General features: G+C 59.6%; 29 protein-coding genes. 16 read left to right on the top strand and 13 right to left on the bottom strand.

The window, feature by feature from the left end; genetic code table 11:
* Positions 1–15: 15 nt before the first annotated feature.
* Positions 16–1,659, bottom strand: a complete 1,644-nt coding sequence (locus OLX72_RS00455) for a CTP synthase (RefSeq protein ID WP_114869366.1) — start codon at positions 1,657–1,659, stop codon at positions 16–18.
* Between the two features lie 173 nt (positions 1,660–1,832).
* A complete protein-coding gene (gene secG, locus OLX72_RS00450) occupies positions 1,833–2,198 on the bottom strand; it encodes a preprotein translocase subunit SecG (protein ID WP_114869367.1) in 366 nt (121 codons plus the stop codon).
* A gap of 119 nt (positions 2,199–2,317) precedes the next feature.
* On the opposite strand from secG, the gene nthA reads away from it, so the two are divergent.
* The 4 genes from nthA to OLX72_RS00430 are packed head-to-tail and all read left to right on the top strand — an operon-like array spanning position 2,318 to position 4,333.
* Positions 2,318–2,938, top strand: coding sequence for a nitrile hydratase subunit alpha (gene nthA / locus OLX72_RS00445; protein WP_114869368.1), 621 nt, complete (start codon positions 2,318–2,320; stop codon positions 2,936–2,938).
* The gene (nthB, locus tag OLX72_RS00440; protein ID WP_114869369.1) at positions 2,935–3,615 is read left to right on the top strand and encodes a nitrile hydratase subunit beta; all 681 of its coding nucleotides are present in this window, start codon (positions 2,935–2,937) and stop codon (positions 3,613–3,615) included. The genes nthA and nthB overlap by 4 nt, the downstream gene beginning before the upstream one ends.
* Complete coding sequence (locus OLX72_RS00435; RefSeq protein ID WP_433989527.1) at positions 3,615–3,935, top strand: nitrile hydratase accessory protein; 321 nt, start codon at positions 3,615–3,617, stop codon at positions 3,933–3,935. The genes nthB and OLX72_RS00435 overlap by 1 nt, the downstream gene beginning before the upstream one ends.
* Positions 3,936–3,940: 5 nt before the next feature.
* Positions 3,941–4,333 carry a rhodanese-like domain-containing protein gene (locus OLX72_RS00430; RefSeq protein ID WP_114869371.1) on the top strand — a complete coding sequence of 131 codons (393 nt, stop codon included), beginning with the start codon at positions 3,941–3,943 and terminating at the stop codon, positions 4,331–4,333.
* Here OLX72_RS00430 and OLX72_RS00425 read toward each other — a convergent pair.
* Positions 4,330–4,554: a hypothetical protein gene (locus OLX72_RS00425; RefSeq protein ID WP_114869372.1), complete on the bottom strand. Its 225-nt coding sequence runs from the start codon at positions 4,552–4,554 to the stop codon at positions 4,330–4,332. The genes OLX72_RS00430 and OLX72_RS00425 overlap by 4 nt on opposite strands.
* Positions 4,555–4,840: 286 nt before the next feature.
* On the opposite strand from OLX72_RS00425, the gene OLX72_RS00420 reads away from it, so the two are divergent.
* Positions 4,841–6,133, top strand: a complete 1,293-nt coding sequence (locus tag OLX72_RS00420; RefSeq protein WP_433989526.1) for an adenylosuccinate synthase — start codon at positions 4,841–4,843, stop codon at positions 6,131–6,133.
* A complete protein-coding gene (locus OLX72_RS00415) occupies positions 6,133–6,357 on the top strand; it encodes a DUF2842 domain-containing protein (RefSeq protein WP_114869373.1) in 225 nt (74 codons plus the stop codon). Before OLX72_RS00420 ends, OLX72_RS00415 begins: the two co-directional genes overlap by 1 nt.
* A gap of 91 nt (positions 6,358–6,448) precedes the next feature.
* On the opposite strand, the gene OLX72_RS00410 is transcribed toward OLX72_RS00415, so the two are convergent.
* Entirely contained in the window at positions 6,449–8,527 is a 2,079-nt protein-coding gene (locus OLX72_RS00410) for a hypothetical protein (RefSeq protein ID WP_254684711.1), read from the bottom strand.
* A 138-nt stretch (positions 8,528–8,665) separates the two neighbouring features.
* Here OLX72_RS00410 and OLX72_RS00405 point away from each other — a divergent pair, with 138 nt between their 5' ends.
* A complete protein-coding gene (locus OLX72_RS00405) occupies positions 8,666–9,349 on the top strand; it encodes a thiamine diphosphokinase (RefSeq protein ID WP_114869374.1) in 684 nt (227 codons plus the stop codon).
* On the opposite strand, the gene OLX72_RS00400 is transcribed toward OLX72_RS00405, so the two are convergent.
* Genes OLX72_RS00400 through OLX72_RS00390 form a run of 3 tightly spaced genes read right to left on the bottom strand, consistent with a single transcriptional unit; the run spans position 9,291 to position 12,370 of the window.
* Positions 9,291–10,238 carry a DMT family transporter gene (locus tag OLX72_RS00400; RefSeq protein ID WP_114869375.1) on the bottom strand — a complete coding sequence of 316 codons (948 nt, stop codon included), beginning with the start codon at positions 10,236–10,238 and terminating at the stop codon, positions 9,291–9,293. The genes OLX72_RS00405 and OLX72_RS00400 overlap by 59 nt on opposite strands.
* Positions 10,239–10,289: 51 nt before the next feature.
* Positions 10,290–11,663, bottom strand: a complete 1,374-nt coding sequence (locus OLX72_RS00395; RefSeq protein ID WP_114869376.1) for an L-serine ammonia-lyase — start codon at positions 11,661–11,663, stop codon at positions 10,290–10,292.
* Positions 11,663–12,370, bottom strand: a complete 708-nt coding sequence (locus OLX72_RS00390; protein WP_433989525.1) for a glutathione S-transferase family protein — start codon at positions 12,368–12,370, stop codon at positions 11,663–11,665. The genes OLX72_RS00395 and OLX72_RS00390 overlap by 1 nt, the downstream gene beginning before the upstream one ends.
* A gap of 188 nt (positions 12,371–12,558) precedes the next feature.
* Between OLX72_RS00390 and rpiA the strand changes: the two genes are divergently transcribed.
* From rpiA to OLX72_RS00360, 6 genes are all read left to right on the top strand, one after another.
* The gene (gene rpiA, locus OLX72_RS00385) at positions 12,559–13,347 is read left to right on the top strand and encodes a ribose-5-phosphate isomerase RpiA (protein WP_114869377.1); all 789 of its coding nucleotides are present in this window, start codon (positions 12,559–12,561) and stop codon (positions 13,345–13,347) included.
* An 11-nt stretch (positions 13,348–13,358) separates the two neighbouring features.
* The gene (gene gor, locus OLX72_RS00380) at positions 13,359–14,717 is read left to right on the top strand and encodes a glutathione-disulfide reductase (protein ID WP_114869378.1); all 1,359 of its coding nucleotides are present in this window, start codon (positions 13,359–13,361) and stop codon (positions 14,715–14,717) included.
* A 71-nt stretch (positions 14,718–14,788) separates the two neighbouring features.
* Positions 14,789–15,967, top strand: coding sequence for an FtsH protease activity modulator HflK (hflK, locus tag OLX72_RS00375; RefSeq protein WP_114869379.1), 1,179 nt, complete (start codon positions 14,789–14,791; stop codon positions 15,965–15,967).
* A complete protein-coding gene (gene hflC, locus OLX72_RS00370) occupies positions 15,967–16,845 on the top strand; it encodes a protease modulator HflC (RefSeq protein ID WP_433989524.1) in 879 nt (292 codons plus the stop codon). The genes hflK and hflC overlap by 1 nt, the downstream gene beginning before the upstream one ends.
* Complete coding sequence (locus OLX72_RS00365; protein ID WP_433989523.1) at positions 16,842–17,039, top strand: DUF2065 domain-containing protein; 198 nt, start codon at positions 16,842–16,844, stop codon at positions 17,037–17,039. The genes hflC and OLX72_RS00365 overlap by 4 nt, the downstream gene beginning before the upstream one ends.
* A gap of 310 nt (positions 17,040–17,349) precedes the next feature.
* Entirely contained in the window at positions 17,350–18,726 is a 1,377-nt protein-coding gene (locus tag OLX72_RS00360; protein WP_433990487.1) for a Do family serine endopeptidase, read from the top strand.
* 74 nt (positions 18,727–18,800) lie between these two features.
* Here OLX72_RS00360 and OLX72_RS00355 read toward each other — a convergent pair whose 3' ends face one another.
* Both OLX72_RS00355 and OLX72_RS00350 read right to left on the bottom strand, forming a co-directional pair.
* Positions 18,801–19,328, bottom strand: coding sequence for a peptidoglycan-binding domain-containing protein (locus OLX72_RS00355; protein ID WP_114869382.1), 528 nt, complete (start codon positions 19,326–19,328; stop codon positions 18,801–18,803).
* 83 nt (positions 19,329–19,411) lie between these two features.
* Positions 19,412–19,786 carry an OB-fold nucleic acid binding domain-containing protein gene (locus OLX72_RS00350; protein WP_114869383.1) on the bottom strand — a complete coding sequence of 125 codons (375 nt, stop codon included), beginning with the start codon at positions 19,784–19,786 and terminating at the stop codon, positions 19,412–19,414.
* A gap of 126 nt (positions 19,787–19,912) precedes the next feature.
* Between OLX72_RS00350 and OLX72_RS00345 the strand changes: the two genes are divergently transcribed.
* Together OLX72_RS00345 and OLX72_RS00340 are read left to right on the top strand one after the other, a co-directional pair.
* Positions 19,913–20,236 carry a 2Fe-2S iron-sulfur cluster-binding protein gene (locus OLX72_RS00345; protein WP_114869384.1) on the top strand — a complete coding sequence of 108 codons (324 nt, stop codon included), beginning with the start codon at positions 19,913–19,915 and terminating at the stop codon, positions 20,234–20,236.
* On the top strand, positions 20,236–20,982 hold the full coding sequence (locus OLX72_RS00340) for an FG-GAP repeat domain-containing protein (protein ID WP_114869385.1): 747 nt from the start codon (positions 20,236–20,238) through the stop codon (positions 20,980–20,982). The genes OLX72_RS00345 and OLX72_RS00340 overlap by 1 nt, the downstream gene beginning before the upstream one ends.
* 60 nt (positions 20,983–21,042) lie before the next feature.
* On the opposite strand, the gene purD is transcribed toward OLX72_RS00340, so the two are convergent.
* Positions 21,043–22,305, bottom strand: a complete 1,263-nt coding sequence (gene purD / locus OLX72_RS00335) for a phosphoribosylamine--glycine ligase (protein ID WP_114869386.1) — start codon at positions 22,303–22,305, stop codon at positions 21,043–21,045.
* A 74-nt stretch (positions 22,306–22,379) separates the two neighbouring features.
* On the opposite strand from purD, the gene xseA reads away from it, so the two are divergent.
* The gene (gene xseA, locus OLX72_RS00330) at positions 22,380–23,933 is read left to right on the top strand and encodes an exodeoxyribonuclease VII large subunit (RefSeq protein WP_114872139.1); all 1,554 of its coding nucleotides are present in this window, start codon (positions 22,380–22,382) and stop codon (positions 23,931–23,933) included.
* On the opposite strand, the gene OLX72_RS00325 is transcribed toward xseA, so the two are convergent.
* The 3 genes from OLX72_RS00325 to OLX72_RS00315 all read right to left on the bottom strand — a co-directional run bounded on the left by OLX72_RS00325 (position 23,930) and on the right by OLX72_RS00315 (position 24,849).
* Positions 23,930–24,328: a hypothetical protein gene (locus OLX72_RS00325; protein ID WP_114869387.1), complete on the bottom strand. Its 399-nt coding sequence runs from the start codon at positions 24,326–24,328 to the stop codon at positions 23,930–23,932. The two genes, xseA and OLX72_RS00325, sit on opposite strands and share 4 nt — an antisense overlap.
* Before the next feature lie 70 nt (positions 24,329–24,398).
* Positions 24,399–24,662: a hypothetical protein gene (locus tag OLX72_RS00320; protein ID WP_433989522.1), complete on the bottom strand. Its 264-nt coding sequence runs from the start codon at positions 24,660–24,662 to the stop codon at positions 24,399–24,401.
* Positions 24,663–24,705: 43 nt separating this feature from the next.
* The gene (locus tag OLX72_RS00315) at positions 24,706–24,849 is read right to left on the bottom strand and encodes a hypothetical protein (protein ID WP_433989521.1); all 144 of its coding nucleotides are present in this window, start codon (positions 24,847–24,849) and stop codon (positions 24,706–24,708) included.
* Positions 24,850–24,979: the final 130 nt, after the last annotated feature.

The following is a 24,979-nucleotide window of genomic DNA, read 5'->3' as shown; positions in this document are numbered from 1 at the left end:
CCTTTTCGTTGCGTTTTAAACCAGCCGTGAATTGTCCTTTGCCGCGCGCACGAAATCCTTGAACAGTGGGTGCGGATCGAACGGCTTTGATTTCAGTTCAGGGTGGAATTGCACGCCGATAAACCAGGGATGATCGGGCCATTCCACGATTTCAGGCAGGCGCCCGTCGGGCGACATGCCGGAAAAGCACAATCCCGCCTTTTCCAGTTGCTTGCGATACTGAATGTCCACTTCGTAGCGGTGGCGATGACGTTCATCGATATCCAAGCGACCGTAAATCTCGGCGACGCGCGATCCTTGTTTCAGCACGGCATCATAGGCGCCCAGCCGCATTGTGCCGCCTTTGTCGTCATCGGGCCGCCGGTTTACCTTTTCGTTGCCCTGCACCCATTCTTTCAGGTGGTAGACCACGGGCGTAAACCGTTTCTTGCCGGCTTCGTGGTCGAATTCCTCCGATCCGGCATCGGCCAGATCGGCCAGATTACGCGCCGCTTCGATCACCGCCATCTGCATGCCCAGACAAATGCCCAGATAGGGAATCTGGCGTTCGCGCGCGAATTGCGCCGCCTTTATCTTGCCTTCGGTTCCGCGTTCTCCGAAACCGCCGGGCACCAGAATGGCGTGAAACCCTTCCAGATGGGGCGCGGGGTCTTCGCGTTCGAACAGTTCGCTGTCCACCCATTCGATGTTGACCTTGACGCGGTTGGCCATGCCGCCATGGGTCAGCGCCTCGGCGATGGATTTGTAGGCATCTTCAAGCTGGATGTATTTCCCCACAATGGCAATTTTCACATCGCCCTCAGGGTTGTAAATCCGGTCTGCCACATCTTCCCAGCGGTCCAGATTTGGTTTGGGGGCAGGGGTGATCTGAAAGGCATCCAACACCGCCTGATCCAGCCCTTCGCGGTGATAGGCCAACGGCGCTTCGTAGATCGATTTCAGATCCTGTGCGGCAATAACGCTTTCGGGGCGTACATTGCAGAACAGTGCCAGCTTTTCACGTTCCTTGACCGGGATCGGCCCTTCGGACCGGCAGACCAGAATATCGGGCGCAATCCCGATTGAACGCAGTTCTTTCACACTGTGCTGTGTCGGTTTGGTCTTCAGTTCGCCGCTGGCCTTGATGAAGGGCAGCAGCGTCAGGTGCATGAAAATGCACTGACCACGGGGCTTATCCTGACTGAACTGGCGGATTGCCTCGAAAAACGGCAGGCCTTCGATATCGCCCACGGTGCCGCCAATCTCGCACAGCATGAAATCGACTTCGTCCTCACCGATTTTCAGGAATTCCTTGATCTCGTTGGTGACGTGCGGGATCACCTGAATGGTTTTGCCCAGATAATCGCCGCGCCGTTCCTTTTCCAGCACGGTGGAATAGATGCGCCCGGAACTGACCGAGTCGGTCTGGCGGGCGGCAACACCGGTAAACCGTTCGTAATGGCCCAGATCCAGATCGGTTTCAGCCCCGTCATCGGTGACGAACACCTCGCCATGTTCAAACGGGCTCATAGTGCCGGGATCGACATTCAGGTAGGGATCAAGCTTGCGCAAGCGCACCGAAAAGCCGCGTGCCTGCAACAATGCGCCCAAAGCGGCCGATGCCAGACCTTTGCCAAGCGAGGAGACGACACCGCCGGTAATGAATATGTAACGAGCCATGTGGTGGCGATCCCCCGCGAAATTATGGTGTGAAAACGCCAAAAAGCGTTGCCCGCTGTCGATCAAAAAACCACAGCATCACGGGACTTACGTCATAAAGGATTCGTCACGGATTGGCAAGGCAACCGCAACATCATGTTGCAACGTGTTCCGCTGCGTCAAGGTCTAGTGTTTCAGTCCGCCTTGGGTACCAATGGCGCGTTTTCGTCCGATGTCGGCGGCAACAGATCGGTGCCCAGCGGTGTCGCGGGTGCATCCGCACCTTCTTCGCTGCTAGGAGCGCCCAGTCTGTCGATCACACTGGTGCCTGCGGCCTTTTGCGCGGCGATCACCGTCAGGGTGATCGATGTGCAGATGAACGCAATCGCCAGCAGCCATGTGAGTTTTCCCAGCGCCGTTGCCGCAGCGCGGCCCGACATGGCCCCGCCACCGCCGCCGCTGCCCATACCAAGGCCGCCGCCTTCGGAACGTTGCATCAAAACAACGCCGATCAGGCCAAAAGCCAGAAACAAATGGATGATAAGGACGACGTTTTCCATGCATACCCTGCGTGCGCGACTTGATTGCGGCTATGTAGGCAAGTTTGCCCAGAGGGGCAAGGCCAGTTTCCGACACTTCCCGCTGGACAAGGCGAGGGGAGTGGGATCATTCTGTTTTTATGCCCCATGACCACCACGATCACGACCATCCGCACAGTCTTTTGCCCCCGGAACCAGCGTTGCGTGTGCGCGCGCTGGAAACGATTCTGACCCAGAAAGGGCTGATCGATCCGGCGGCACTGGATGAAATCATCGACACCTATCAAAACCGCATAGGGCCGCAAAACGGCGCGCGTGTGGTCGCCCGCGCCTGGAGCGATCCGGCCTTTCGCGCGCGTCTGCTGGAAGATGCGGATGCCGTGTTGCAGGACATGGATATTTATGGGCGCCAGGGCGAACATATGGTCGTGGTCGAAAATACCGACCAGACCCACAATGTGGTCGTGTGCACCTTGTGCAGTTGTTATCCGTGGCCGGTTCTGGGCATTCCACCCGGTTGGTACAAATCGGATGCATACCGTGCCCGCGTGGTGCGTGAACCGCGCAAGGTTCTGGCCGATTTCGGGATTGAACTGCCCGCTGATACGGCGGTGAGTGTCTGGGATTCAACCGCCGAAGTGCGCTATCTTGTCTTGCCGCAACGCCCCGCAGAAACCAAAGGGCTGGACGTCGACGCGCTGGCGCAATGGGTCACACGCGACAGCATGATCGGCACCGGTTTACCACAGGCTCCGGCATGACCCGCCCGCATGATATGGGAGGGCGGTTCGGCGACGGGCCGGTGGTGCCAGAACCGCAGGGCATTCCCGAATTTGCCGCCGATTGGCATGGCCGCGCCCTGGCGCTGACGCTGGCATCGGGCGCTTTGGGGCAGTGGAACATCGACACCTCGCGCCATGCCCGCGAATCCATCGCGCCCAAGGATTACGCGCGCTTCGGCTATTACGAGAAATGGCTGGCCGGATTGGCCGATCTGTTGGTCGCCAAAGGCATCGTCACACGGCAGGAACTGGAAAACGGACAGGCCGATGGCATGTTGTCCGATCTGGCGGCGCGTTGTCTGAAGCGCGATGCGGTGGCCGCCGTTCTGGCCAAAGGCGGGCCGGCAACCCGCGACAGCGATATCGCGCAACAATTTGAAATAGGACAGAAAGTGCGCACATTGCGCCCCGCGGGCAACCGGTTGGTGGATGGCGGGCACACACGTTTGCCCGCCTATGCTGCAGGCGCAACCGGGCATATCCTGCGCTATCACGGCACGCATGTTTTTCCAGACAGTGCCGCACATGGGCTGGGCGACGCCGCGCAGCCGCTTTATGCCGTTGTGTTTCCCGCGTCCGAACTTTGGGTGTCGCCCGAACATCCGCAGGACGAGGTCGTTCTTGACCTGTGGCAATCGTATCTGGAGTCTGCGTAATGGAAATTCTGGGTAAGGAACCAGTATTTCGGGAACCCTGGCACGCGCAGGTGTTCGCGCTGGCGGTGCATCTGAACGAAACCGGTGTGTTCACCTGGCCCGACTGGGCCGACCGGTTTTCGCAAACCCTCGCGGCGCATGGACTGGATCGCGAACTGGATGGCGGGGATGATTATTTCACCGCATGGCTGGCCGCGCTGGAAAGCCTGCTGGCCGAACGGGATATTGCCCCGCCCGAGGATGTGACCCGTCTGCGTGGCGCATGGGAAACCGCCTATCTGGAAACGCCCCACGGTGCGCCGGTACAACTAAAGGATTAATCCGTATGAGAAAGCTCGATACGTCCGCGGCTGAGATGGTCAAGGCTGCACGCGCGCGGATAGAAGAAATCGAAACACCCAATGCCATCGCGATGGTCAATGATCCCGAGGTGGTTTTTGTCGATCTGCGCGATGTGCGCGAACGCCAGAGATCGGGTTTTATTCCCGGCAGTTTTCATTGCCCGCGCGGAATGGCCGAATTTTGGGTTGATCCCGAAAGCCCGTATTACAAGGAAGAATTCGGACAGGACAAGAATTACGTCTTTCACTGTGCATCGGGCTGGCGGTCTGCGCTGACAGTGGCGACGCTGAATGACATGGGGTTCAAGGCCGCCCACTTGAAAGAAGGGTTTTCCACCTGGGAAGAACAGGGCGGGCCGGTTGAACGGCTAGATTAACGCGAAGGCCGCCGGCTTAGACCCGCGGCGTTCAGAAACCGGCGCAGACTGGCCTTGAGATTGGGTTTGCCGATCCGGAATACGCGTTTGGGTTTTCCTGCCAAGCGATTGAATTCATGCACGTCAATGACACGTTCGGCGCAGCCACAGCCTTCGCCAAGACCGACCTTGGCGTAATAGAACTTTTCGAAACTCTGGTCCTTTGCGGGGCCGCGCGACATGGTGTTTCCTTTTTCTTTCGCATCTTAACCTAGCACGACGGGGACAGATTTCACAGGCTTGGGCACCTTTCGATTGCCCGCATTATCCACATGGGCCTGCCTTTACATATTGCCTGAAGAACCGGGGCACATCTGGCGCAAGTATAATCGCACAGTTCCGCCCCCGATCGACCCTGTTTTCTGCATCTTGCCCGTGCCGCAACACGGCAGAGTTGAAATTGAGGTTTCGCCCCGCGCCATGCCCCGATATACGGGCGCGGGTTGTACTGAAATCAAAGGACGGATCATGGCCAACGTTGTCGTTGTCGGAGCCCAGTGGGGCGATGAAGGAAAAGGCAAAATCGTAGACTGGCTGTCCGAACGGGCGGACGTGATCGCGCGGTTTCAGGGCGGGCACAATGCGGGCCACACCCTTGTCGTTGATGGCAAGGTTTACAAGCTGTCGCTGCTGCCCTCTGGCATTGTGCGCGGCGGCAAACTTTCGGTGATTGGCAACGGGGTTGTGCTGGATCCGTGGCATCTGGTGAAGGAAATTGCGCAATTGCGCGATCAGGGCGTGACCATATCGCCCAAAACACTGATGATCGCGGAAAACACGCCGCTGATCCTGCCGATCCACGGTGAACTGGATCGCGCACGCGAATCGCAGAATTCTGTCGCCAAGATCGGCACGACAGGGCGTGGCATCGGCCCCGCCTATGAAGACAAGGTGGGGCGCAGATCGGTACGTGTTGCCGACCTTGCCGATGATGCAACGCTGCAATTACGGGTGGATCGCGCGCTGGTGCATCACGATGCGCTGCGCCGTGGTCTGGGGCTGGAACCGGTTGATCGCGACGCGCTGATCGCGGAACTGCGCGCCGTTGCACCCGTGGTGCTGGAATACGCGGCCCCTGTCTGGAAGGTATTGAACGAAAAGAGAAAAGCGGGAAAACGTATTCTGTTCGAAGGCGCGCAGGGCGCGTTGCTGGACATTGATTTCGGCACCTACCCGTTTGTCACATCGTCCAATGTGATCGCCGGGCAAGCCGCCACCGGCACCGGGATTGGCCCAGGATCGATCGATTTCGTGCTGGGCATTGTCAAAGCCTATACCACCCGCGTCGGCGAAGGCCCGTTTCCTGCCGAACTGGATGATGCGGATGGCCAGCGTCTGGGGGAACGGGGCCACGAATTTGGCACCGTGACAGGGCGCAAGCGCCGCTGCGGCTGGTTTGATGCGGTTCTGGTGCGTCAGACCTGCGCCACATCGGGCGTGAACGGCATCGCATTCACCAAGCTGGACGTTCTGGACGGGTTCGAAACGCTGAAAATCTGTGTCGGTTACGAACTGGACGGTCAGCGCATGGATTACCTGCCCACCGCTGCCGATCATCAGGCGCGCTGCACCCCGATCTATGAAGAAATGCCCGGCTGGTCCGAAAGCACCGAAGGCGCGCGCAGTTGGGCCGACCTGCCTGCCGAAGCAATCAAATACGTGCGCCGCGTCGAAGAACTGATCGGGTGCCCTGTTGCGCTGTTGTCCACCTCACCGGAACGCGAAGATACGATTCTGGTCACTGATCCGTTTGCCGACTGATGGCGCTGTCTTACAAAGCACGCCGTCGCTGGGCGCTGGTGATCCTGCTGGTTGGTCTGCCGATCTATATTGTCGCGGCGGTCACGCTGGTCGGTTTGCTGGAGCGCCCCGGTTTTCTGATCGAATTGCTGATTTATGTCGCGCTGGGGGTCGTCTGGGCATTGCCGTTCAAATTTATCTTCAAGGGCATCGGTCAGGCCGACCCGGACAAGGATGACCGCTAGAGCCTGCCGCCAGAGAACAGACTGCTACAAAAAAACGGGCGGAACCTGATGGTTCCGCCCGTTTGCCCGCCGGTCAAATGACCTGACGTGTTCATCCCACATCTCGCGCGCGATGGGCTTCGGGTTTGAAGCCGATCTTGTCGGATACGATGAACCGGCCACCTTTGATTTTTTCGATCTTGCCCGACCGCAGCAACAACCCGAAGGCGCGCAGACCGTCTTCGCGCGAATAGCCGTCTTTTTCGACCTGACGCACCTTGCCCATCAGCTGGGGGCGCGAAAACTGTTCGCGGCCTTCGACATAGGCGATAAAGGCGGCGGCCGCTTCGATGACTTCGGGCAACCGCGTCGCACCGACGTTTTCGGCAAATTCCACAAAATCATCGGTTTCTTCTTCGACGGTGACGCTGCCGGATTGCAGAACGTTGGTGGCAACGCGGCGGGGGCGCACCGGCCCGCGCGTTTCGCCGTCTTCAACGTCGATGCGCTGTTCTGCAACCAGTTTCAGCGGCGCAGGGCGTGCATCTGTCGATGGGCGTTCTGTCCGCGAACCCGATGTTTCCGGACGGCGCGGTTTTACAACGCTGGCCAGATCATCGCGGTACGCATCTGCGCTGTCTTTGTCCTTGCCGCCTGTTCCAAGGGTTTCTTCTGCCTTGGTGGCGGCCACAGCTGCGCGCAGGTGGGCAAATGCATCGCGACGTTGCGATCCTTCGGGTTCACCCATCTGCTGTTCGGTTTCCGCCATCAGGCGTGAAAGGTCTTCATCAGCATCGGTGTTCTCCGACAGAACCTTGGCACCGGCATGGCCATGATCTTCGTCCTGATCATGCGCCTGCTCTGCAGCAGTGTCCTCGTCCGCGTCGTCATCTTCAACGCTGGCCTCGACTTCGGCCAGTTCGCGCTGCAATTCGGCTTCTTCTTCGTCGGACAGGGTGGTGTCCTGATCGTCTGATGCGTCGGCAACGTCGTTCTCGTCGATTTCTTCCAGATCACCTTCGGCAATGGCGGCTTCCAGATCGGCGCGGTTCACTTTCAGAACACGGGCGCGCAGCGGGCTTTCATCGTCGTCATAATCCTCGTTGTCGTCATAGGCTTCGGTTTCCATGTCGGGGCCGGATGCTTCATCCTGATCCTCGTCATCGTCCATGAACAGATTGCTGTGCGTGTCGGCCGTATCGGCGGCATCATCATCATCCTCGTCGGACAGGTCAGGCTCGGCCACGGTGACAACTTCGGGCGCGCTGACACTGGCGATGACGCTTTCGGTCACGGTGTCGTCCTCGGCCACTTCTTCGGCGTGTTCATCTTCCAGATAGGTATCGTCAGGTGTGGCTTTTTCCGACCGCGACACCACCGCACGGATGCGACGCAGTTTGTCTGCGATGCTGGATGTCTTGACTTCGGGCGCGGGTGCGGGGGCAGGGGTTTCAACAACCTCTGTCACAATGTCTTCTGCCGCGTCTTCTGCGGTCTCGTCATCCAGGCTTTCCAGTGATTCGGAAACAGCGGCGTAATCTTCGGCACCAAAGGCGGTTTCTTCGTCATCAGAGTCTTCGGCGTGGTCTTCCGCAGCTTCGGCTTCCACCCTCTCTTCTTCAACCGCGTCTTCTGTTACGGTCTCTTCTTCCACAACGGTGATTTCTTGTTCCACCATGGTGATCTCTTCTTCCACAACGGTGATTTCTTCCTTCACCGGGGAAGTTTCTTCAACTCCTTCGACAGCCTCGACTTCGGCAACCTCTTCGGTTGTTTCGATCACGGGTTCGGACACGTCCTCATCCGCTGCGACCTCGGCTTCGGCCTGATCCTGCTCTTGCGCGGGTTCCGCTTTCGCAACAGCCTGTTCAGCCGTGGCAGCGGCAACAGGGGCAGCGATGGCGGCCGCTTTGGCAGCGGGCTGTGCATCAGCATCGTCTTTCGCGCGCAGGACGATACCACCGTTTTCACTGTGTGCTTCTACGCGGCGGGTAATTTCGCGCTGGGCAATCCGGGCAAGCATCTCTGCATCGGGTTGGGGCGGCTCGGCGCCGAAATAACGATCATCTGCGGCAAGATCGCGAAAATACTCTGCAATCGCCTTCATCGTGTCGAAAGAATCATCGAATCCTTCCAGCGTGCACGAAAACGTCCCATAAGAGACTGTAAGAATTTTGTTATTGTTTACCATCGGATGCTCGTCCTCTGCCACATTGCAGGATTGTCTATAACAAGGAACCAAAGTCGAAAGCGGCTCGAATCTGTGCCAGTAAAGGTATCATTTCATGGCCAGAATGTGACCTGTTTCCCAAAGGGACCTAAAATTGACATGAATGACGACATTGTCCATTCATTGGAAACAATAACCTTGTTGGGCGGGGGTGTTGTATCCATATCGGACCTGAACGAGGCGCTTTCATGGGCGCCGCGATTGGTGGCGGCGGATGGCGGGGCAGTTTTTGCGCATGAAAACGGTCTGATCCCCGAGGCCGTGATCGGCGATTTTGATTCGCTGCCGGAAACAATTGCCGCCAAACTGCCCGCCGAAACTTTGCACCGGATCGAAGAACAGGACAGTACCGACTTTGAAAAGGCGTTGCGCAGCATCGCCGCGCCGCTTGTTCTTGCCGTTGGTTTCACCGGTGCGCGGATAGATCACCAGCTGGCCGCGTTCCACACGCTGATCCGGTATCCCGCCCGTCCCTGTGTGCTGATTGGCAGCCACGAACTGATCTGCCTCGCACCGCCGGATATGACGCTTGATCTGGCGGCGGGAGATGTGGTGTCGCTGTATCCCATGGGGGCAGTGACGGGCCGGTCGCAGGGGTTGGAATGGCCGATAGACGGGTTGGAGTTTGCACCTGACCGCAAGATCGGCACGTCAAACAGGGCCACGGGGCCGGTGCGGTTGTGCTTTGATCAGCCGGCGATGCTGCTGATCCTGCCGCGCCATGTCATGCCGCAGGTGGTGCGACATTGGCAACAATCGCCCGCGCGGTGGCCCGCTCTCTGATCACGATGTAAAGCCCGGCGGAAATCGTCACCAGAATTCCGAGGGCGGCCAGCCCGTTGGGAAGATCCCGGAACACCAGCCAGCCGATGATCGTGGCAAAGGGAATTTCAAGATACTGCATCGGGGCCAGCGTGGCCGACGGCGCATAGCGCAACGACCATGTCATTAGCAGATGTGCGAACGTGCCCAACAGGCCGATGGCAATCAGCATGCTCCATTCCGTGCTGTTGGGGCGGATCAGTTCCAGCGGTGCAAACCCGCTATCACGCGCCAGCCACAACAGGGGCGCCATGAACACCACGGCCATGACACCGCTGACCGCCTGTAATCCGATCGGGTCGGTTTCCTTGGCGATCTGGCGTGTCACCAGCATGAACAAAGAAAACACAACCGCCACCACCAAAGGCAGCAGCGCGGGCAAACCCACATTGGCAAAGCTGGGCTGGATCACCAGCAAAGTGCCGATAAAGCCGACGATACAGGCATAGATGCGGCGCGGCCCGACCTCTTCGCCCAGAACATATTTGCCCAGCAGCAGCATCAGAAACGGCATGACAAAGGCAATCGCAACCGCATCGGCCAAGGGCAGGTACTGCAAGGCGGAAAACATCGCGCCAATGCCGACGATATGCAACGCAGTGCGCAGCGCCGTCAGCCGTAACAACCGCCCCCGCATTTTCCAGTGCCGCCCGGTCAGCAGGACCAGCGGGATCAGAACGATAGCCTGAACGGCAAAACGCACGAACAGCAAAACGCCAAGCGGCACAGACTGCCCCAGAATTTTTGCCATCGCATCGCCCATCGGGGCCACGATGCAAAACCCCAGCATCAGCCCCACGCCCAGCAAGGGGCGATCAAGCGTTGTCGGTATCTGGCTCACGCGCGTCATTCCGGCACGCTAGGCAGGCCGATCTGGATTGGCAAGTCGCGCTGCCAGTTCCTAACAATTCGGCACGTTCACCGCCAACCCTCCGAGGGATGTTTCCTTGTACTTTTCGCTCATGTCCTGACCGGTCTGGCGCATGGTTTCGATGCAGGCATCCAGCGGTACCAGATGGGTGCCGTCGCCGCGCAGGGCCAGTGACGCGGCAGACACCGCCTTGATCGCGCCCAGACCGTTGCGTTCGATACAGGGCACCTGCACCAACCCGCGCACCGGATCACAGGTCATCCCCAGATGGTGTTCCAGCGCGATTTCAGCGGCGTTTTCCACCTGTTCGGGCGTACCGCCCATGACGGCGCACAATCCGGCCGCAGCCATCGCGCTGGCGCTGCCCACTTCGGCCTGACATCCGGCTTCGGCACCGGAAATCGACGCGTTGTATTTGACCAACCCGCCAATGGCGGCGGCGGTCAGCAGAAAGTCCTCGACATGGGCGTTGGATGCGCCGGGCACGTGATCCAGATAATAGCGCAGCGTGGCCGGTACGACGCCCGCCGCCCCGTTGGTGGGCGCGGTGACAACCTGTCCGCCGGCGGCGTTTTCCTCGTTCACGGCCATGGCGTAAACGCTCATCCAGTCGTTGATAGTGTGGGGTGGTGCCCAGTTCATGCCGCGTTCGGCCAGCAGCGCATCGTGAATGCCCTTGGCGCGCCGTTTCACCATCAACCCGCCCGGCAGAATGCCATCGGTTTCCAGACCCCGCGATATGCAATCATTCATCACCTGCCAGATGCGCGCGGTGCCCTTGGACAGATTGTCGGCGCCGCCGCGCGACACTTCGTTGGCGCGTTTCATGCCCGCTATCGTCTTGCCCGACGCGTGTGCCATCTCAAGCATCTGCGCGGCGGTCTTGAACGGGAAGGGCACCGGTGCGCCTTCGTCGGTATCCTTGCCTGCGGCCAGTTCCGCTTCGGTCATCACAAAGCCGCCGCCGATCGAATAATAGGTTTCGCGCAATGTCACGTCGCCCTGGGCGTCGGTTGCCATCAGCATCATGCCATTGGCATGGCCGGGCAAAGCGTGATCGTAATCAAAGACCAGATCCTGCGCGGGATTGAAATGCAGCGGCGGCAAACCTTCGGGGGTCAGGGTGTGGGTTGCCTTGTTGTCGGCCAGTGTCGCGTCCGCCTTGGATGCGTCATAGGTTTCGGGCACGAACCCCGCCAGACCCAGAATGGTTGCGCGATCCGTTGCATGACCGACGCCGGTAAAGGCCAGCGATCCGTGCAGGGACGCACGCACGCCGTGAAATTCAAACGGTGAGGCGCGCATCAGTTCGAGAAACCGTGCCGCCGCCACCATTGGCCCCATCGTATGGGATGATGACGGGCCGATGCCGACTTTGAACATTTCGAAAACGGACAGAAACATCAGGTGGCCGATCCGTCCTGTGGGGTGGGGTGATGTGGGGCGGTAAACGGGGTCGGGCCCAGACCTTCGGCGGTCTGAACCGCGCGGGCTTCGGGGCGTTTTTCAATTCTGTGCAGCAGGGTCATCAGGTTCTGATAGCGGGGCAGATCAAAATCGTGCCGGACCGCCTGATCGGGATAAAGCGCCACCCAGCGCAGGCAGGCGGCCACGTAGTAATCCAGACCGCTTGGGGTTGCGCCGTTGAACCACGGGTGCCCGGCACCTGCCGCCGCGTTCAATGTCTGGAAATGGCGCGCCACCTCAGAGTTCATCTGCGCGCGCAGGGCATCCTGTACCGCCGGTTCCGAACCCACGTACTGGCTGGGGTAAAACAGCATGCGAAGTGCAGGATGCAAGGTGTTGGACACAAAGAACAACCATTTCAGAAAAGCCGCACGGTCGGGATCATCCGGGGCAGGTTCAAGTGCGCCATGCGTGTCGGCCAGCCACAACAGGATCGCACCGGTTTCGAAAATCGCGCCGTGCGGTGTTTCCAGCGCGGGGATCAGCCCGTTGGGGTTGATCGCCAGATAGTCCGGCGCCTTCTGGCCCTGAACGGACCTGTCGACAAGCACGGTTTGATAGGGCACGGCCAGTGCATGCAGCGCCAGCCGAATGATCAGCGACGCATTGTCGGGGGCATAATACAGGCGGTACATCTGTGTCATGTCAGCGGATATAAGCGAGCGCCGGAATAAATTCTGCTGGAAAGCGACCAATGGCGTGCATTTGCGTACTTTGATGCCTTGCCGGTCCGGCCCGGCATTTTCGAATTCACCGCAACTTTGCGGCAAATCGCCCTCGCCACTGCGGCTCAAGCGGCCTATAAGGCGCCCATGCAATCCGGAGGCTTCCAATGACCCATGAATTGTCGCCCATCGACAAGGCTAAATTTGTCGCTGCCAAGCGCGCAACCGAATATGTAGAAGACGGCATGCGTGTCGGGCTGGGTACGGGCAGTACGGCGGCATGGCTGGTCCGGTGTCTGGGCGAAATGGTGCGCGAAGACGGGCTGAAAATCAAAGGCGTTCCCACATCCACCCGCACCGCCGAACTGGCGCGCGAGGTGGGTATTCAGGTGATATCGCTGGACGAGGCGAAATGGCTGGATCTGACGATTGACGGCACGGATGAATTTGATGGTGATCTGAACCTGATCAAGGGCGGCGGCGGCGCGCTGTTGCAGGAAAAGATCGTGGCCACAGCCAGCGACCGGATGATCGTGATTGCCGATATCGGCAAAGAGGTTGAAACGCTGGGCGCATTTCCCCTGCCGATCGAGGTGATCCCGTTCGGCTGGCAAACCACGCAGGCTTTGGTCGAGGAAACGCTGATTTCCATGGACGTGCTGGGGCGCTCTACCACGATGCGGATGAACGGATCGGTTCCCTTTGTGACCGACGAAGGCAACCACATTCTGGATCTGCATCTGAACCGTATCGGCAATCCGCGCCAGCTTGCTCTGGTGCTGAACCAGATGCCGGGGGTGGTTGAAAACGGGCTTTTCATTGATATCTGCGATACTGTTGTCATCGGGTACGGCGACGGGCGCGTCGAAGTGCGCGACATCAACAAAGGCACAGTCGATCAGGATCGGGTTGATTTCACCGAAAACGACAACCTGTTCACGGATCTGGCAGACTAAGGATTACCACTATGGCGTTTGATTATGATCTGTTCGTTATTGGCGGGGGATCGGGTGGCGTGCGCGCCGCGCGGGTCGCCGCAGGCGACACCGGCGCCAAGGTCGCACTGGCCGAAGACGACCGCTATGGCGGGACATGCGTGATCCGGGGCTGTGTGCCCAAGAAGCTGATGGTGTTCGCGTCGGGCTACGCGCGTCTGGCTGAAGATGCGCATGCCTATGGCTGGGACAACACCATGCCCAGTTTCGAATGGCCGCGTTTTCAGAAACACATGACGGACGAACTGGACCGGCTGGAACAGGTCTATCGCAATCTGCTGGCCGGATCGGGGGTTGAAACCTTTGATGCGCGCGCCACGCTGGTTGATCCGCACACTGTGGCGCTGTCCACCGGTGAAACCAAAACCGCCAAACACATCCTGATCGCGACCGGCGGGCACCCTGTCAAACCCGATATGCCGGGGGCTGAACTTGCAATAACATCAGACGATATTTTCCACCTGCCCGAATTGCCCAAAACGATGCTGGTCATCGGTGGCGGCTATATCGCGTGCGAATTTGCCGGTGTGATGAACGGCATGGGCGTTGAGGTGACGCAATATTATCGCGGCGCGCAAATCCTGCGCGGCTTTGACGACGAGGCGCGCGGCCTGGTCGCGACCGAGATGGTTGATCGCGGTGTCCAGATCAAAACCGGCACCAACGTGCTTGAGATGCGGCGCGAAGGCAAAGGTGTCTGGGTCAAGGCGACCAACGGGGACGAACAGGTATTCGATCAGGTGATGTTCGCCACCGGGCGCGATCCGAATTCGGCCAATATGGGTCTTGAAAACACCGGTGTGAAAACCGGGCGACGGGGCGAAATTCTGGTGGACGACTATTCCCAGACCGACCAGCCTTCGGTTTACGCGATCGGCGATGTGACCAACCGTGTGAACCTGACGCCGGTGGCCATCCGCGAAGGAATGGCCTTTGTTGAAACCGTATTCAAAGGCAACCCGACCAAGGTGGATCACGCATTGATCCCGTCGGCGATCTTTACGCAACCGGAAATGGGCACGGTCGGACTGTCCGAAGAAGCGGCGCGCGAACGCGAACCCGTCGAGATTTATTGCACCAGCTTCCGGCCCATGCAGACCGCCTTTGCCGGGCGCAGTGATCGCGTATTGATGAAACTTGTGGTATCCAAGGCCACGCGGGTGGTATTGGGATGCCATATCGTTGCCCCCGGAGCAGGTGAAATGATCCAGCTGGCGGGTATCGCCGTGAAAATGGGGGCAACCAAGGAAGATTTCGACCGGACCGTTGCAGTCCATCCTACAATGTCCGAAGAACTTGTAACGATGAAAACTCCGATGCGGACAGCTTGAATATTGTAATAAAGATCACAGTTTAGACGAAAGCGTCTTTTGGGCGTGTGAAATTAGGGGAAGTGCAGAACATGGCAGGTAACAACGGCGGCCCATGGGGGGGCGGCGGAAATTCAGGCGGCTCCGGCGGCAACAAGGGCGGCGATGACAATCGCGGCAACAATGGTGGTGGTCGCAGACCCGGCCAGGAAGGCCCGCAGATTCCCGAAATTGATGAGCTGGTGAAAAAAGGCCAGGAACAACTGCGCGTTCTGATGGGCGGCCGCGGCGGCGACAAGGGCCGCGGTGGTGGTACCGGCGGCAGCGGCGGCGGTGGCCCCGCGATTACGCGCGGCACGGTCGGCCTTGCCATTGTGGCAGGTGCGATCCTGTGGGCTATGGCCAGCTTTTATACCGTCAAACCCGAAGAACAATCTGTCGAACTGTTTCTGGGCAAGGAATATGCCATCGGCAATCCGGGTCTGAACTTTGCGCCATGGCCGGTTGTAAGCGCCGAGGTCATCACGGTAAGCTCTGAACGCACCGAAGATATCGGTGTGGGCGCGCGCGGTGATGATGCGGGCCTGATGCTGACGGGCGATGAAAACATCGTTGATATCGATTTTCAGGTTGTCTGGAACATCAACGACCCCGCCGAATACCTGTTCAACCTTGCCAATCCACCGGCAACGATCCGTGCAGTATCTGAATCCGCGATGCGCGAAATTATCGCCCAGTCCGATCTGGCGCCAATCCTGAACCGGGATCGCGGCCTGATTGCGGGGCGCTTGCAGGATCTGATCCAAAGCACGCTCGACAGCTATGACAGCGGTGTGAACATTATCCGCGTCAACTTTGACAAGGCCGATCCGCCGCAAACCGTGATTGACGCGTTCCGCGACGTTCAGGCAGCCGAACAGGAGCGGGATCGCCTGCAAAACGTGGCCGATGCCTATGCCAATCGCCGTTTGGCCGAAGCACGTGGTGAAGCCGCGCAAATTCTGGAAGAAGCCGAAGGCTATCGCGCGCAGGTCGTGAACGAGGCCGAAGGTGAAGCCAGCCGCTTTACCGCCGTTCTGGGCGAATACCGTAAAGCACCCGAAGTGACCCGCAAGCGTTTGTACCTTGAAACAATGGAAAGGGTGCTGGGCGACGTCGACAAGATTATCCTTGACGAAAACGCCACCGGCGCAGGGCAGGGCGTGGTGCCCTACCTGCCGTTGAATGAATTGCGTCGCACCCCGACGACAAATACCGGAGGGAACAACTGATGCGTGCTGCCACTTATCTAATTCCGATCGTCGTGATTGCCGTTGTCGGTGTATTGTCGTCGATCTTTATCGTGGACGAGCGTGAAAAAGCGCTGGTTCTTCAGTTTGGCCGTGTCGTCGCTATCAAGGAAGAACCCGGACTGGCGTTTAAAATCCCACTGATCCAGGAAGTCGTGCGCTATGATGATCGTATTCTGAGCCGCGATATCGACCCGCTGGAAGTAACGCCGCTGGATGACCGGCGTCTGGTTGTCGATGCGTTTGCCCGCTACCGGATTGCCGATGTGAACAAGTTCCGTCAGGCGGTGGGTGTTGGCGGGATCGCCACAGCCGAAAACCGGCTTGATTCGATCCTGCGCGCCAAAACACGGGAAACGCTGGGTTCGGTATCCTCCAACGATATCCTGAGTTCGGATCGTGCCACGCTGATGCTGCGTATCCGCAACGATGCCATCGCAGAAGCGCTGGCGCTGGGCATTGAAATCGTCGACGTGCGTCTGAAACGGACCGATCTGCCCTCGCAGAACCTTGAAGCAACCTTTGAGCGGATGCGCGCAGAACGGGAACGCGAGGCGACAGACGAACGTGCCCGTGGTAACGAAGCGGCCCAAAGGGTGCGCGCCCAGGCGGACCGGACTGTGGTTGAACTTGTTTCTGACGCCCAGCGTCAGGCCGAGATCATTCGCGGTGAAGCAGATGCAAACCGCAACGCCATCTTTGCCGGTGCTTTCGGCGCCGATCCGGAATTCTTTGAATTCTACCGGTCGCTTACGGCCTATACACGGGCCTTGCAGGGCAGCAACTCGACGATGGTGATGTCGCCGGATTCCGAGTTCTTCAACTATCTGAACAGCCCCACAGGCGTTGCGTCGGAATGATCGCGACAACGCTTCTGGCTATCGGGTTGGTACTAACGGTTGAGGGGCTGGCCTATGCGCTGGCCCCTTCGCTTGTGGAACGTATGCTTGAGATGCTGCGCCAGATACCGGAAGCTGCCCGCCGGCAGGTGGGTGGGCTGGCCATCGTGACCGGCCTGATCCTGATCTGGGCGGCGCATCAGTTGGGCGTTTGACTCTGTCCGACGGAAATGGCGCAACGTGCGCGGCCTTTCGCCGGTATGGCGTGCGTCCTCACATTCATTTGACAGATTGTTTCGGCGCTACACCTTTAATGTTGTCCTAACTCGTTCCTAAATGCACGGTAAGGTCAACACCCGGACATCGGGTCGGTCATATGCGGCCACAACCAAGGAGAATTTGAGCATGCAGGCTCGTACTTTCAGACAAAAACAAACACGCACGGATGCCGGGGCAAATGTTGCCGCTGCCAATTTGGTGGTCGCCCGCAGGGTGCTTTGGACTGGCGTTGTCGCGCTTGCGGCGATGCTGCTTTTGGCATTGCCTGCATTTGCAAAGCCCGAAAGCCTGGCGCCCCTGGCTGAAAAAATCAGCCCGTCAGTGGTGAACATCACCACATCCACAGTTGTTGCCGGCCAGACCGGACCACAGGGTATCGTTCCCGATGGCAGCCCATTCGAAGATTTCTTTCGCGACTTTCAGGAACGCAACCGCGATGGTGATCGACCACGCCGGTCCTCGGCGTTGGGCTCCGGCTTTGTGATTTCCGAAGACGGGTATGTGGTGACCAACAACCACGTCATCGAAGGTGCCGATGAAATCCTGATCGAATTCTTTTCGGGTCAGGAACTCAAGGCAACGTTGATCGGGACCGACCCGAACACGGATATTGCGCTTCTCAAGGTCGAAGCCGATGAACCGCTGCCCTTCGTGTCGTTTGGCGACAGCGATCTGGCACGTGTCGGGGATTGGGTTATCGCAATGGGCAACCCGTTGGGGCAGGGTTTTTCTGTTTCCGCGGGCATCGTTTCGGCGCGCAATCGTGCGCTGTCGGGCACCTATGACGATTACATCCAGACCGATGCCGCCATCAACCGCGGCAATTCGGGTGGTCCGCTGTTCAACATGGATGGCGATGTGATCGGTGTGAACACGGCGATCCTGTCGCCCAATGGCGGTTCTATCGGTATCGGCTTTTCCATGGCGTCCAATGTGGTGACGCGCGTTGTGGACCAGCTTAAGGAATTCGGCGAAACCCGCCGTGGCTGGCTGGGTGTGCGTATTCAGGACGTGACCGATGATGTGGCCGAAGCCATGGGTATGGAAAAAGCTTCGGGCGCTCTGGTCACCGATGTGCCGGAAGGCCCCGCGAAAGAGGCCGGAATGCTGGCCGGTGACGTGATCATCAACTTCGACGGCGATGATGTGGCCGACACCCGCGCCCTTGTGCGCCGTGTGGGCAATACCGCAATCGGCAAGGCGGTGCGCGTGGTTGTTTTCCGTGACGGCAAGACACAAACCCTGCTGGTCACGCTGGGCCGCCGTGAAGAAGCCGAATCTGCTGTGCCCGCAGCCATGGATGCGCCCTCCGAAGGTGCAACCGAAACTGAAATGCTGGGCCTCAAACTCAGCACCCTGACAGACGAGTTTCGCGAGCAGCTGGGTCTTGGAGATGATATGGACGGTCTGGTTGTCGTCGATGTCGATCCAGCGTCGGAAGCCTATGAAAAGGGTCTGCGCGCCGGAGATCTGATCACCGAGGCGGGACAGCAGAAGATTTCGGATATCAAGGGTCTGGAAGAACGTGTTGAAGCCACCAAAGAAGCAGGCCGCAAATCGCTTCTGCTGCTGGTGCGTCGTGCCGGTGATCCGCGCTTTGTTGCGCTCAGCCTGGAAGAATGACCCGGTCTTTCGATTGACAATCCGGAAAAAGGCGCCCCCGTGGCGCCTTTTTTCTTGGCCGGCAATCGCGCGCCCTATTCGGCGGGAACAGGCACCGTGACCAGCCCAAGCGCGCGCGCAGATGCAAGCGACAGGTCCGCGCTCAGGATACCATCGGGCTCTTGAAAGGTGCGGATGGCGGATTGCGTCGCGCTGTCCAGTCGCCCGGTGATCGGCCCGTCATAGATGTTGCGCGCCGCCAGCGCGCGCTGGACCGATTCGATGAACTCGGGTGTCATCACATCCTCACACGGTGTTTCAAACCAGGTTTCCTGCCGCTCCTGCACGATTTTCGGGCTTGGCGCATTTCTGTAAATCGCCGGACTGATGACAACGCCATTGCTGTCGACCTGTTCGGGGTTCACCAGAACCGGTGCGATGACAGTTTCGATCACGGCCGGTTCCACGCTTTTGCCCCAGCACGTTCCCGGCGGTGCATCTGGCGGCGCGCTGCCCGCCAGCAGGCCGCTGGTGTCCGGCGTGCGTGCCGCGCTGTCCGGGGCGATATCGCATCCTGCGAAAACGCCCAGCAGCAAAACCGCGTGTCGTGCCGTCCATGCCATTGTCTGAAATCTCGATCCTGTTCCTCGCCCGCAACCTAACCTGTTCGTGACCACCCGGAAAGGGCGATCCGCTTGCGGTGGGATCAGGGGTTCACCAGCCCGTCCAGCATGTCCGAAATATCCTCGATCTGTTCTGCGATAACATGGATCACATCGTTTTCGCGTTGTAACCGCCCCGTCACACGCAACATCCGCCCGGCAATCACCGCACGGCGGAACCGTTCATAAAGCGCGCGCCAGACGATCACGTTCACCACGCCGGTTTCATCCTCCAGCGTGATAAAGATCACGCCGTTTGCGGTGCCGGGACGCTGGCGCAGAATGACCAGCCCGGCCACGGCAACACGCGCCCCGTTTGGCGGATCGCGCAACCGCGACGCCACCAGACAGTGCGGCGGGCGGGGCCATCGGGCCTGTTGCGGGGCAGGCGGAACCCTATGATCTTTCAAAGCGGACATAAGAACAAAAATAGAACAAACGGAATTTGTCGCAAGGGGAATATTGTTCGGTCGCAAAAGGGGGTGGCGCGCCCTATATGGCCCAGATAGACAAGCGCGACACAGTTACGAAAGAAAGACGATCAAATGGCAAAAATCACCTATGTCGAACATGGCGGCACCGAACATGTGGTTGACGTCGCCAACGGCCTGACCGTGATGGAAGGCGCACGCGACAACAACATTCCCGGCATCGAAGCGGATTGCGGCGGGGCCTGTGCCTGTTCCACCTGTCATGTTTACGTCGATGCCGCATGGGTCGAAAAACTGCCCGCAAAGGACGACATGGAAGAAGACATGCTTGATTTCGCTTACGAGCCTGATCCCACCCGTTCGCGTCTGACCTGCCAGATCAAGGTGACCGATGCGCTGGACGGTCTGCGCGTGCAAATGCCGGAAAAACAGATCTGATGCGCCTTGCGGCTGTTCTGGTGTGCCTGCTGGCAGCCGGATGCGCCGCCGCGCAAAATGGCTGGACCACGGCATCGGGGGCAGGGATCACCGCAGCGCGGTATGAACATGATCTGGATGTCTACCCGCACCGGATCATGGGCAATATCCGCGAAAAGGCGGTGCTGGCGGCGCGCGATGCGCAGGGCCGCACCTACCGGATCGATCTGCGCGATCAGGGCGCAAACCATAATGTGTTCGAAGATATCGCACCCCGCGTTGTCGATGCAGACGGTGACGGGCAGAACGACATTGTCGTTGTCGAAAGCGCCCAAACCGAAGGCGCACAACTGGCCATCTACACCCTGCGCAACGGTGCTTTGGTCAAGGCCCACGCAACACCCTATATCGGCACACGCTTTCGTTGGCTTGCCCCCGTCGCAATTGCCGATCTTGACGGCAACGGGGTGATCGACCTCGCCTATGTCGACCGCCCGCATCTGGCCAAAACCCTGCGCGTGTGGACCTTTGCGCCAGGCGGTCTGACCGAAGCGGCAACACTGCGCGGCGTCACCAACCACCGCATCGGCGACGAACAGATTTTTGGCGGTCTGCGCACCTGTGGCGGCGCGCCCGAACTGATCCTTCTGTCTGCCGACTGGTCTGACATTATCGCCGTTACCTTTGCGAACGGTACCCTGACCCGGCAAACCATCGGCCCGAATACAGGCCCCGCTGCCATTGCTGCGGCGCTGGGCTGCGCCTAGCTGCGCCCGTGCGTCACGCTCCAACCTTCATTTGTCCGGAAATACTCAAACAAAACGCATCTACAGCGCGCGCCAGCCGATATCCTTGCGGTAAAATCCGTCCGGCCAGTCAACGGCGTCTACCATTTCATAGGCGCGGTCGCGTGCCTCTTGCAGGCTGGCGCCGCGCGCCGTCACGTTCAGAACGCGTCCGCCGGTTGCGGTGATCTGGCCCTTTACCTGCGCTGTTCCGGCGTGAAAACACATGTGGAAACTGTCTTCGGGCAATGCCTCCAACCCACGGATCACGCTGCCCTTTTCATAGGCGCCGGGATAGCCGTTTGCCGCCATCACAACGGTCAGCGCATGATCATCCGCCCAGTTGACCCGCGCGTCTCCCAACCGGTCCTCGGCGGCGGCGTGCATCAGATCGAAGGCCTGCGCGCCCAGCCGCATCATCAGCACCTGACATTCGGGATCGCCAAACCGGGCGTTGTATTCCACCAGACGCGGTTGGCCGTCCTTGATCATCAGCCCGACATATAAAACGCCCTGATAGGGCATCCCGCGCGCGGCCATCTCGTGCATGCTCGGGCGCACGATCTGTTCCATCGCCAGCGCCTCGATCTCGGGGCTGAGAACCGGGGCGGGGGAATAGGCCCCCATGCCGCCGGTATTGGGGCCGGTGTCGCCGTCGCCCACGCGTTTGTGGTCCTGCGCGGTGCCGATCGACAGGATGTCGGTGCCGTCGCACAGCACGAACAGCGATGCTTCCTCGCCGTCCATGAATTCTTCGATCACCACTTCGGCGCCCGCCCCGCCAAAGGCGCCGCCAAACATTTCGTCCACCGCCGCCAGTGCTTCGGCTTCGGTCATGGCGACGATCACGCCTTTGCCCGCAGCCAGACCATCGGCCTTGACCACGATGGGCGCGCCATGTGCCTTGATATGGGCGCGCGCGGCTGCGGCGTCGGTAAAGTGGCCATAAGCGGCGGTCGGTGCGCCCGCTGCGTCGCAGATTTCCTTGGTGAATGCCTTGGATGCTTCCAGCTGCGCCGCCTTGCCAGAGGGGCCGAAAACCAGAATTCCGGCATCGCGCAACCGGTCGGCGACACCGGCCGCCAGCGGCGCCTCGGGGCCGACAATCACGAAATCAATTGCGTTCTCTTCGGCAAAAACCACAACCGCACCGCCATCCAGTATGTCCAGAGACGCGCAATCCGCAATCTGCGCAATTCCGGCATTTCCCGGCGCCACGATCAGCTTGTCGCATTTGGGGTTTTGCATCACTGCCCAGGCCAGCGCATGTTCCCGCCCGCCGCTTCCAAGGATCAGAATATTCATGCCGGTTCTCCACTTGGCCTTGCCGTGATGGCGTTCTAAGCTGGCATAACACAATGCACAAGGAACCGCCTTGCATGGACCTGATCGACGACCCGTCCGAGGGGCAGAATGCCCCCGAATACAGCGTGACCGAACTGTCCGGCGCAATCAAACGGGTGATCGAGGGTGAGTTCGGCCATGTCCGCATCAGGGGCGAGGTGGGCCGCGTCAGCCTGCCCAGATCGGGGCATATCTATCTGGATCTGAAAGACGACAAATCGGTCATTGCCGGTGTGATCTGGAAAGGCGTCGCCACCCGCCTGCAAACCCAGCCCGAAGAAGGCATGGAAGTGGTTGCGACGGGGCGGGTGACAACCTTTGGCGGCCAGTCGAAATACCAGATCGTGATCGAAGATATAAAACCGGCGGGCATGGGCGCGCTGATGGCGATGCTGGAAAAGCGCAAGCAGCAATTGGCGGGCGAAGGGCTGTTTGATCCCGCGCGCAAACGCGCCTTGCCCTATCTGCCCGAAATCATCGGCGTGATCACGTCGCCCTCGGGCGCGGTGATCCGCGATATTCTGCACCGTCTGCGCGACAGATTTCCGCGCAAGGTGCTGATCTGGCCGGTCGCCGTGCAGGGCGCCAAATGCGCCCCCGAAGTGGTGCGTGCCATTGAAGGCTTCAATGCGTTTTCGCCGGGGGGCGCCTTGCCGCGCCCTGATCTGCTGATCGTGGCGCGTGGCGGCGGCTCGATCGAAGATTTATGGGGCTTCAACGAAGAGGCGGTCGCGCGTGCGGCGGCAGAGTCCGGTATCCCGCTGATCTCTGCGGTGGGGCACGAAACTGATACCACGCTGATTGATTTTGTATCAGACCAGCGCGCGCCGACCCCCACAGCCGCGGCTGAACTGGCGGTGCCAGTGCGCCTTGATTTGCTGTCATGGGTAGGCGAACAGGAATCGCGGATGACCCGCAGTCTGGGCAATATGGTGGCGCAACGCGGCCAGCGGTTGCGCGATCTGGGACGTGCCCTTCCGCGCGCCGATACGTTGCTGGACGGACCCCGCCAAAGGCTGGATGTTCTGGGTGACAGGTTGCCCGCCGCGCTGATCCGCAATGTGCAGGTGCGCCGCGTGCATCTGTCCGAACGCGCAGGCAGTCTGCGCCCCGGAACGGTGCGGCGTGGTGTGGAAAACGAACGCCGCCGCATGGATGCGTTGGGCCGCCGGCTTGCCCCGGCTTTGCTGCGATCTGTCGATGTGCACCGCACCGCGTTTCAGGCCCGTGTGGCCCGCGTGCAGATCCGCGCCCTGACGGCGGATATCATCCGCAAGCGCGAGGCGCTGACCGCCCTGTCGCGCCGGTTTTCCGAAACCGCACAGCGCCAGATCACACAGTTGCATCAACGCCTTGAGGCAACCGACCGCTTGCGCGAAACTCTGGGGTACAAGGCGACATTGTCGCGTGGCTATGCGGTTGTGCGCGATGGTGACACGTTGATCACTACGAAAAAGGCCGCCGCCCGTGCGACCGCGCTTGAGATCGAATTTTCGGATGGTCGGTTTTCGCCGGATACGCCGGCGCGCGCCAAACCTGCGACCAAGCCCGCGAAACCAGACCCGAAAGATCAGGGATCTCTGTTCTAAACGCCGATCTCGGGGCCCAGACACAACATCGGTTCGTCTGATGTTTCGGCCTCATAAAGCTCTAACCCTTCGGGTTCGTTTTCAAACTGGGCAATCAGACCGTTTGCGCCTTGGGTAAACGTCCAGCATTGCGGGTCGGGTCGGTCTTCGTAGACGAAACAGATCCGGCCTGCATCTTCGTACCAGACGCCATCCTTGCATTGCCCATCCAGAAACGACCAGCGCACCCGGCGGTTTTCCAGATATTCCTCTGCGCCATAGGCCGATCCGCCCTGCGCATACATCAGGGTTTTACCGCGCGTATACGTGTCAAACGCATCCGCCGACATCGGCTGCCCTGCCAAAACAGGGCCGCACAGAATCAACAGACACAGACAGGCGCGCAGAATAATCATGCGGCCATCGTGGCAGATCACTTACCGCATGAAAACCGGCAATACCGCCACAGGCAAAGTGTGGCAGGGTTCAGCCACCCTGTGCCGCCGCGTCTTTCAGGGCGTCAAAAAGCAAGGGCAGCGCAAAGAAATCGCGCACATGGCGCGTTTTCAGCGCCTGTATCGGACGCGTCAGCGGATCAAGCCAGCGGTAGCGGTGGCACCATGCCTGCGCGCCGGCCCAGATGGAATTCGTGTCATGCAGTCGATAGGCGCGCATCGCCGCTGTCATCTCGGGGCGCTGTTCTTCTACGGCGGCAAAGGCGCTGTGCAGGAATATGATCAGGTCACGCACCTGATACCTGAAACTGTTATGCGCCGGGCTGTAATATTCCAGATCAAGCAGGGTGATCTGCCCGTTCAGGGCGCTTGATCCAGTAAACGGTGCCGTTATGGGTAAAGTGTGTCACACGTTTAAACGGCTGTGCCAACTGCGCCGATACGGCCTCGGCCAAGCCGGCGGGCGGTGTGATCATTTTCATATCCTCCCCTTCGCACTGGGCCATTGCGGTTTCCGGCCACATGCAAGGTGGTCCTTTGACGGTCATATTTTAGTTTGAAACCCCAAGGCAAGTCGCACGGCCTTCCATCTGGCGCAAATCCCCATTAGGT

It is taken from the genome of Sulfitobacter sp. TBRI5 (assembly GCF_051013555.1).
Lineage (GTDB): Bacteria > Pseudomonadota > Alphaproteobacteria > Rhodobacterales > Rhodobacteraceae > JL08.
The sequence above is the reverse complement of the archived record's forward strand: the minus strand, read 5'-3'. Positions and strand labels throughout refer to the sequence as shown.

Coding starts and splice junctions, on each gene's coding strand:
- OLX72_RS00455 (WP_114869366.1), bottom strand. CDS start 1,659: ATGGCTCGTTACATATTCATTACCGGCGGTGTCGTCTCCTCGCTTGGC.
- secG (WP_114869367.1), bottom strand. CDS start 2,198: ATGGAAAACGTCGTCCTTATCATCCATTTGTTTCTGGCTTTTGGCCTG.
- nthA (WP_114869368.1), top strand. CDS start 2,318: ATGCCCCATGACCACCACGATCACGACCATCCGCACAGTCTTTTGCCC.
- nthB (WP_114869369.1), top strand. CDS start 2,935: ATGACCCGCCCGCATGATATGGGAGGGCGGTTCGGCGACGGGCCGGTG.
- OLX72_RS00435 (WP_433989527.1), top strand. CDS start 3,615: ATGGAAATTCTGGGTAAGGAACCAGTATTTCGGGAACCCTGGCACGCG.
- OLX72_RS00430 (WP_114869371.1), top strand. CDS start 3,941: ATGAGAAAGCTCGATACGTCCGCGGCTGAGATGGTCAAGGCTGCACGC.
- OLX72_RS00425 (WP_114869372.1), bottom strand. CDS start 4,554: ATGTCGCGCGGCCCCGCAAAGGACCAGAGTTTCGAAAAGTTCTATTAC.
- OLX72_RS00420 (WP_433989526.1), top strand. CDS start 4,841: ATGGCCAACGTTGTCGTTGTCGGAGCCCAGTGGGGCGATGAAGGAAAA.
- OLX72_RS00415 (WP_114869373.1), top strand. CDS start 6,133: ATGGCGCTGTCTTACAAAGCACGCCGTCGCTGGGCGCTGGTGATCCTG.
- OLX72_RS00410 (WP_254684711.1), bottom strand. CDS start 8,527: ATGGTAAACAATAACAAAATTCTTACAGTCTCTTATGGGACGTTTTCG.
- OLX72_RS00405 (WP_114869374.1), top strand. CDS start 8,666: ATGAATGACGACATTGTCCATTCATTGGAAACAATAACCTTGTTGGGC.
- OLX72_RS00400 (WP_114869375.1), bottom strand. CDS start 10,238: ATGACGCGCGTGAGCCAGATACCGACAACGCTTGATCGCCCCTTGCTG.
- OLX72_RS00395 (WP_114869376.1), bottom strand. CDS start 11,663: ATGTTTCTGTCCGTTTTCGAAATGTTCAAAGTCGGCATCGGCCCGTCA.
- OLX72_RS00390 (WP_433989525.1), bottom strand. CDS start 12,370: ATGACACAGATGTACCGCCTGTATTATGCCCCCGACAATGCGTCGCTG.
- rpiA (WP_114869377.1), top strand. CDS start 12,559: ATGACCCATGAATTGTCGCCCATCGACAAGGCTAAATTTGTCGCTGCC.
- gor (WP_114869378.1), top strand. CDS start 13,359: ATGGCGTTTGATTATGATCTGTTCGTTATTGGCGGGGGATCGGGTGGC.
- hflK (WP_114869379.1), top strand. CDS start 14,789: ATGGCAGGTAACAACGGCGGCCCATGGGGGGGCGGCGGAAATTCAGGC.
- hflC (WP_433989524.1), top strand. CDS start 15,967: ATGCGTGCTGCCACTTATCTAATTCCGATCGTCGTGATTGCCGTTGTC.
- OLX72_RS00365 (WP_433989523.1), top strand. CDS start 16,842: ATGATCGCGACAACGCTTCTGGCTATCGGGTTGGTACTAACGGTTGAG.
- OLX72_RS00360 (WP_433990487.1), top strand. CDS start 17,350: ATGCTGCTTTTGGCATTGCCTGCATTTGCAAAGCCCGAAAGCCTGGCG.
- OLX72_RS00355 (WP_114869382.1), bottom strand. CDS start 19,328: ATGGCATGGACGGCACGACACGCGGTTTTGCTGCTGGGCGTTTTCGCA.
- OLX72_RS00350 (WP_114869383.1), bottom strand. CDS start 19,786: ATGTCCGCTTTGAAAGATCATAGGGTTCCGCCTGCCCCGCAACAGGCC.
- OLX72_RS00345 (WP_114869384.1), top strand. CDS start 19,913: ATGGCAAAAATCACCTATGTCGAACATGGCGGCACCGAACATGTGGTT.
- OLX72_RS00340 (WP_114869385.1), top strand. CDS start 20,236: ATGCGCCTTGCGGCTGTTCTGGTGTGCCTGCTGGCAGCCGGATGCGCC.
- purD (WP_114869386.1), bottom strand. CDS start 22,305: ATGAATATTCTGATCCTTGGAAGCGGCGGGCGGGAACATGCGCTGGCC.
- xseA (WP_114872139.1), top strand. CDS start 22,380: ATGGACCTGATCGACGACCCGTCCGAGGGGCAGAATGCCCCCGAATAC.
- OLX72_RS00325 (WP_114869387.1), bottom strand. CDS start 24,328: ATGATTATTCTGCGCGCCTGTCTGTGTCTGTTGATTCTGTGCGGCCCT.
- OLX72_RS00315 (WP_433989521.1), bottom strand. CDS start 24,849: ATGAAAATGATCACACCGCCCGCCGGCTTGGCCGAGGCCGTATCGGCG.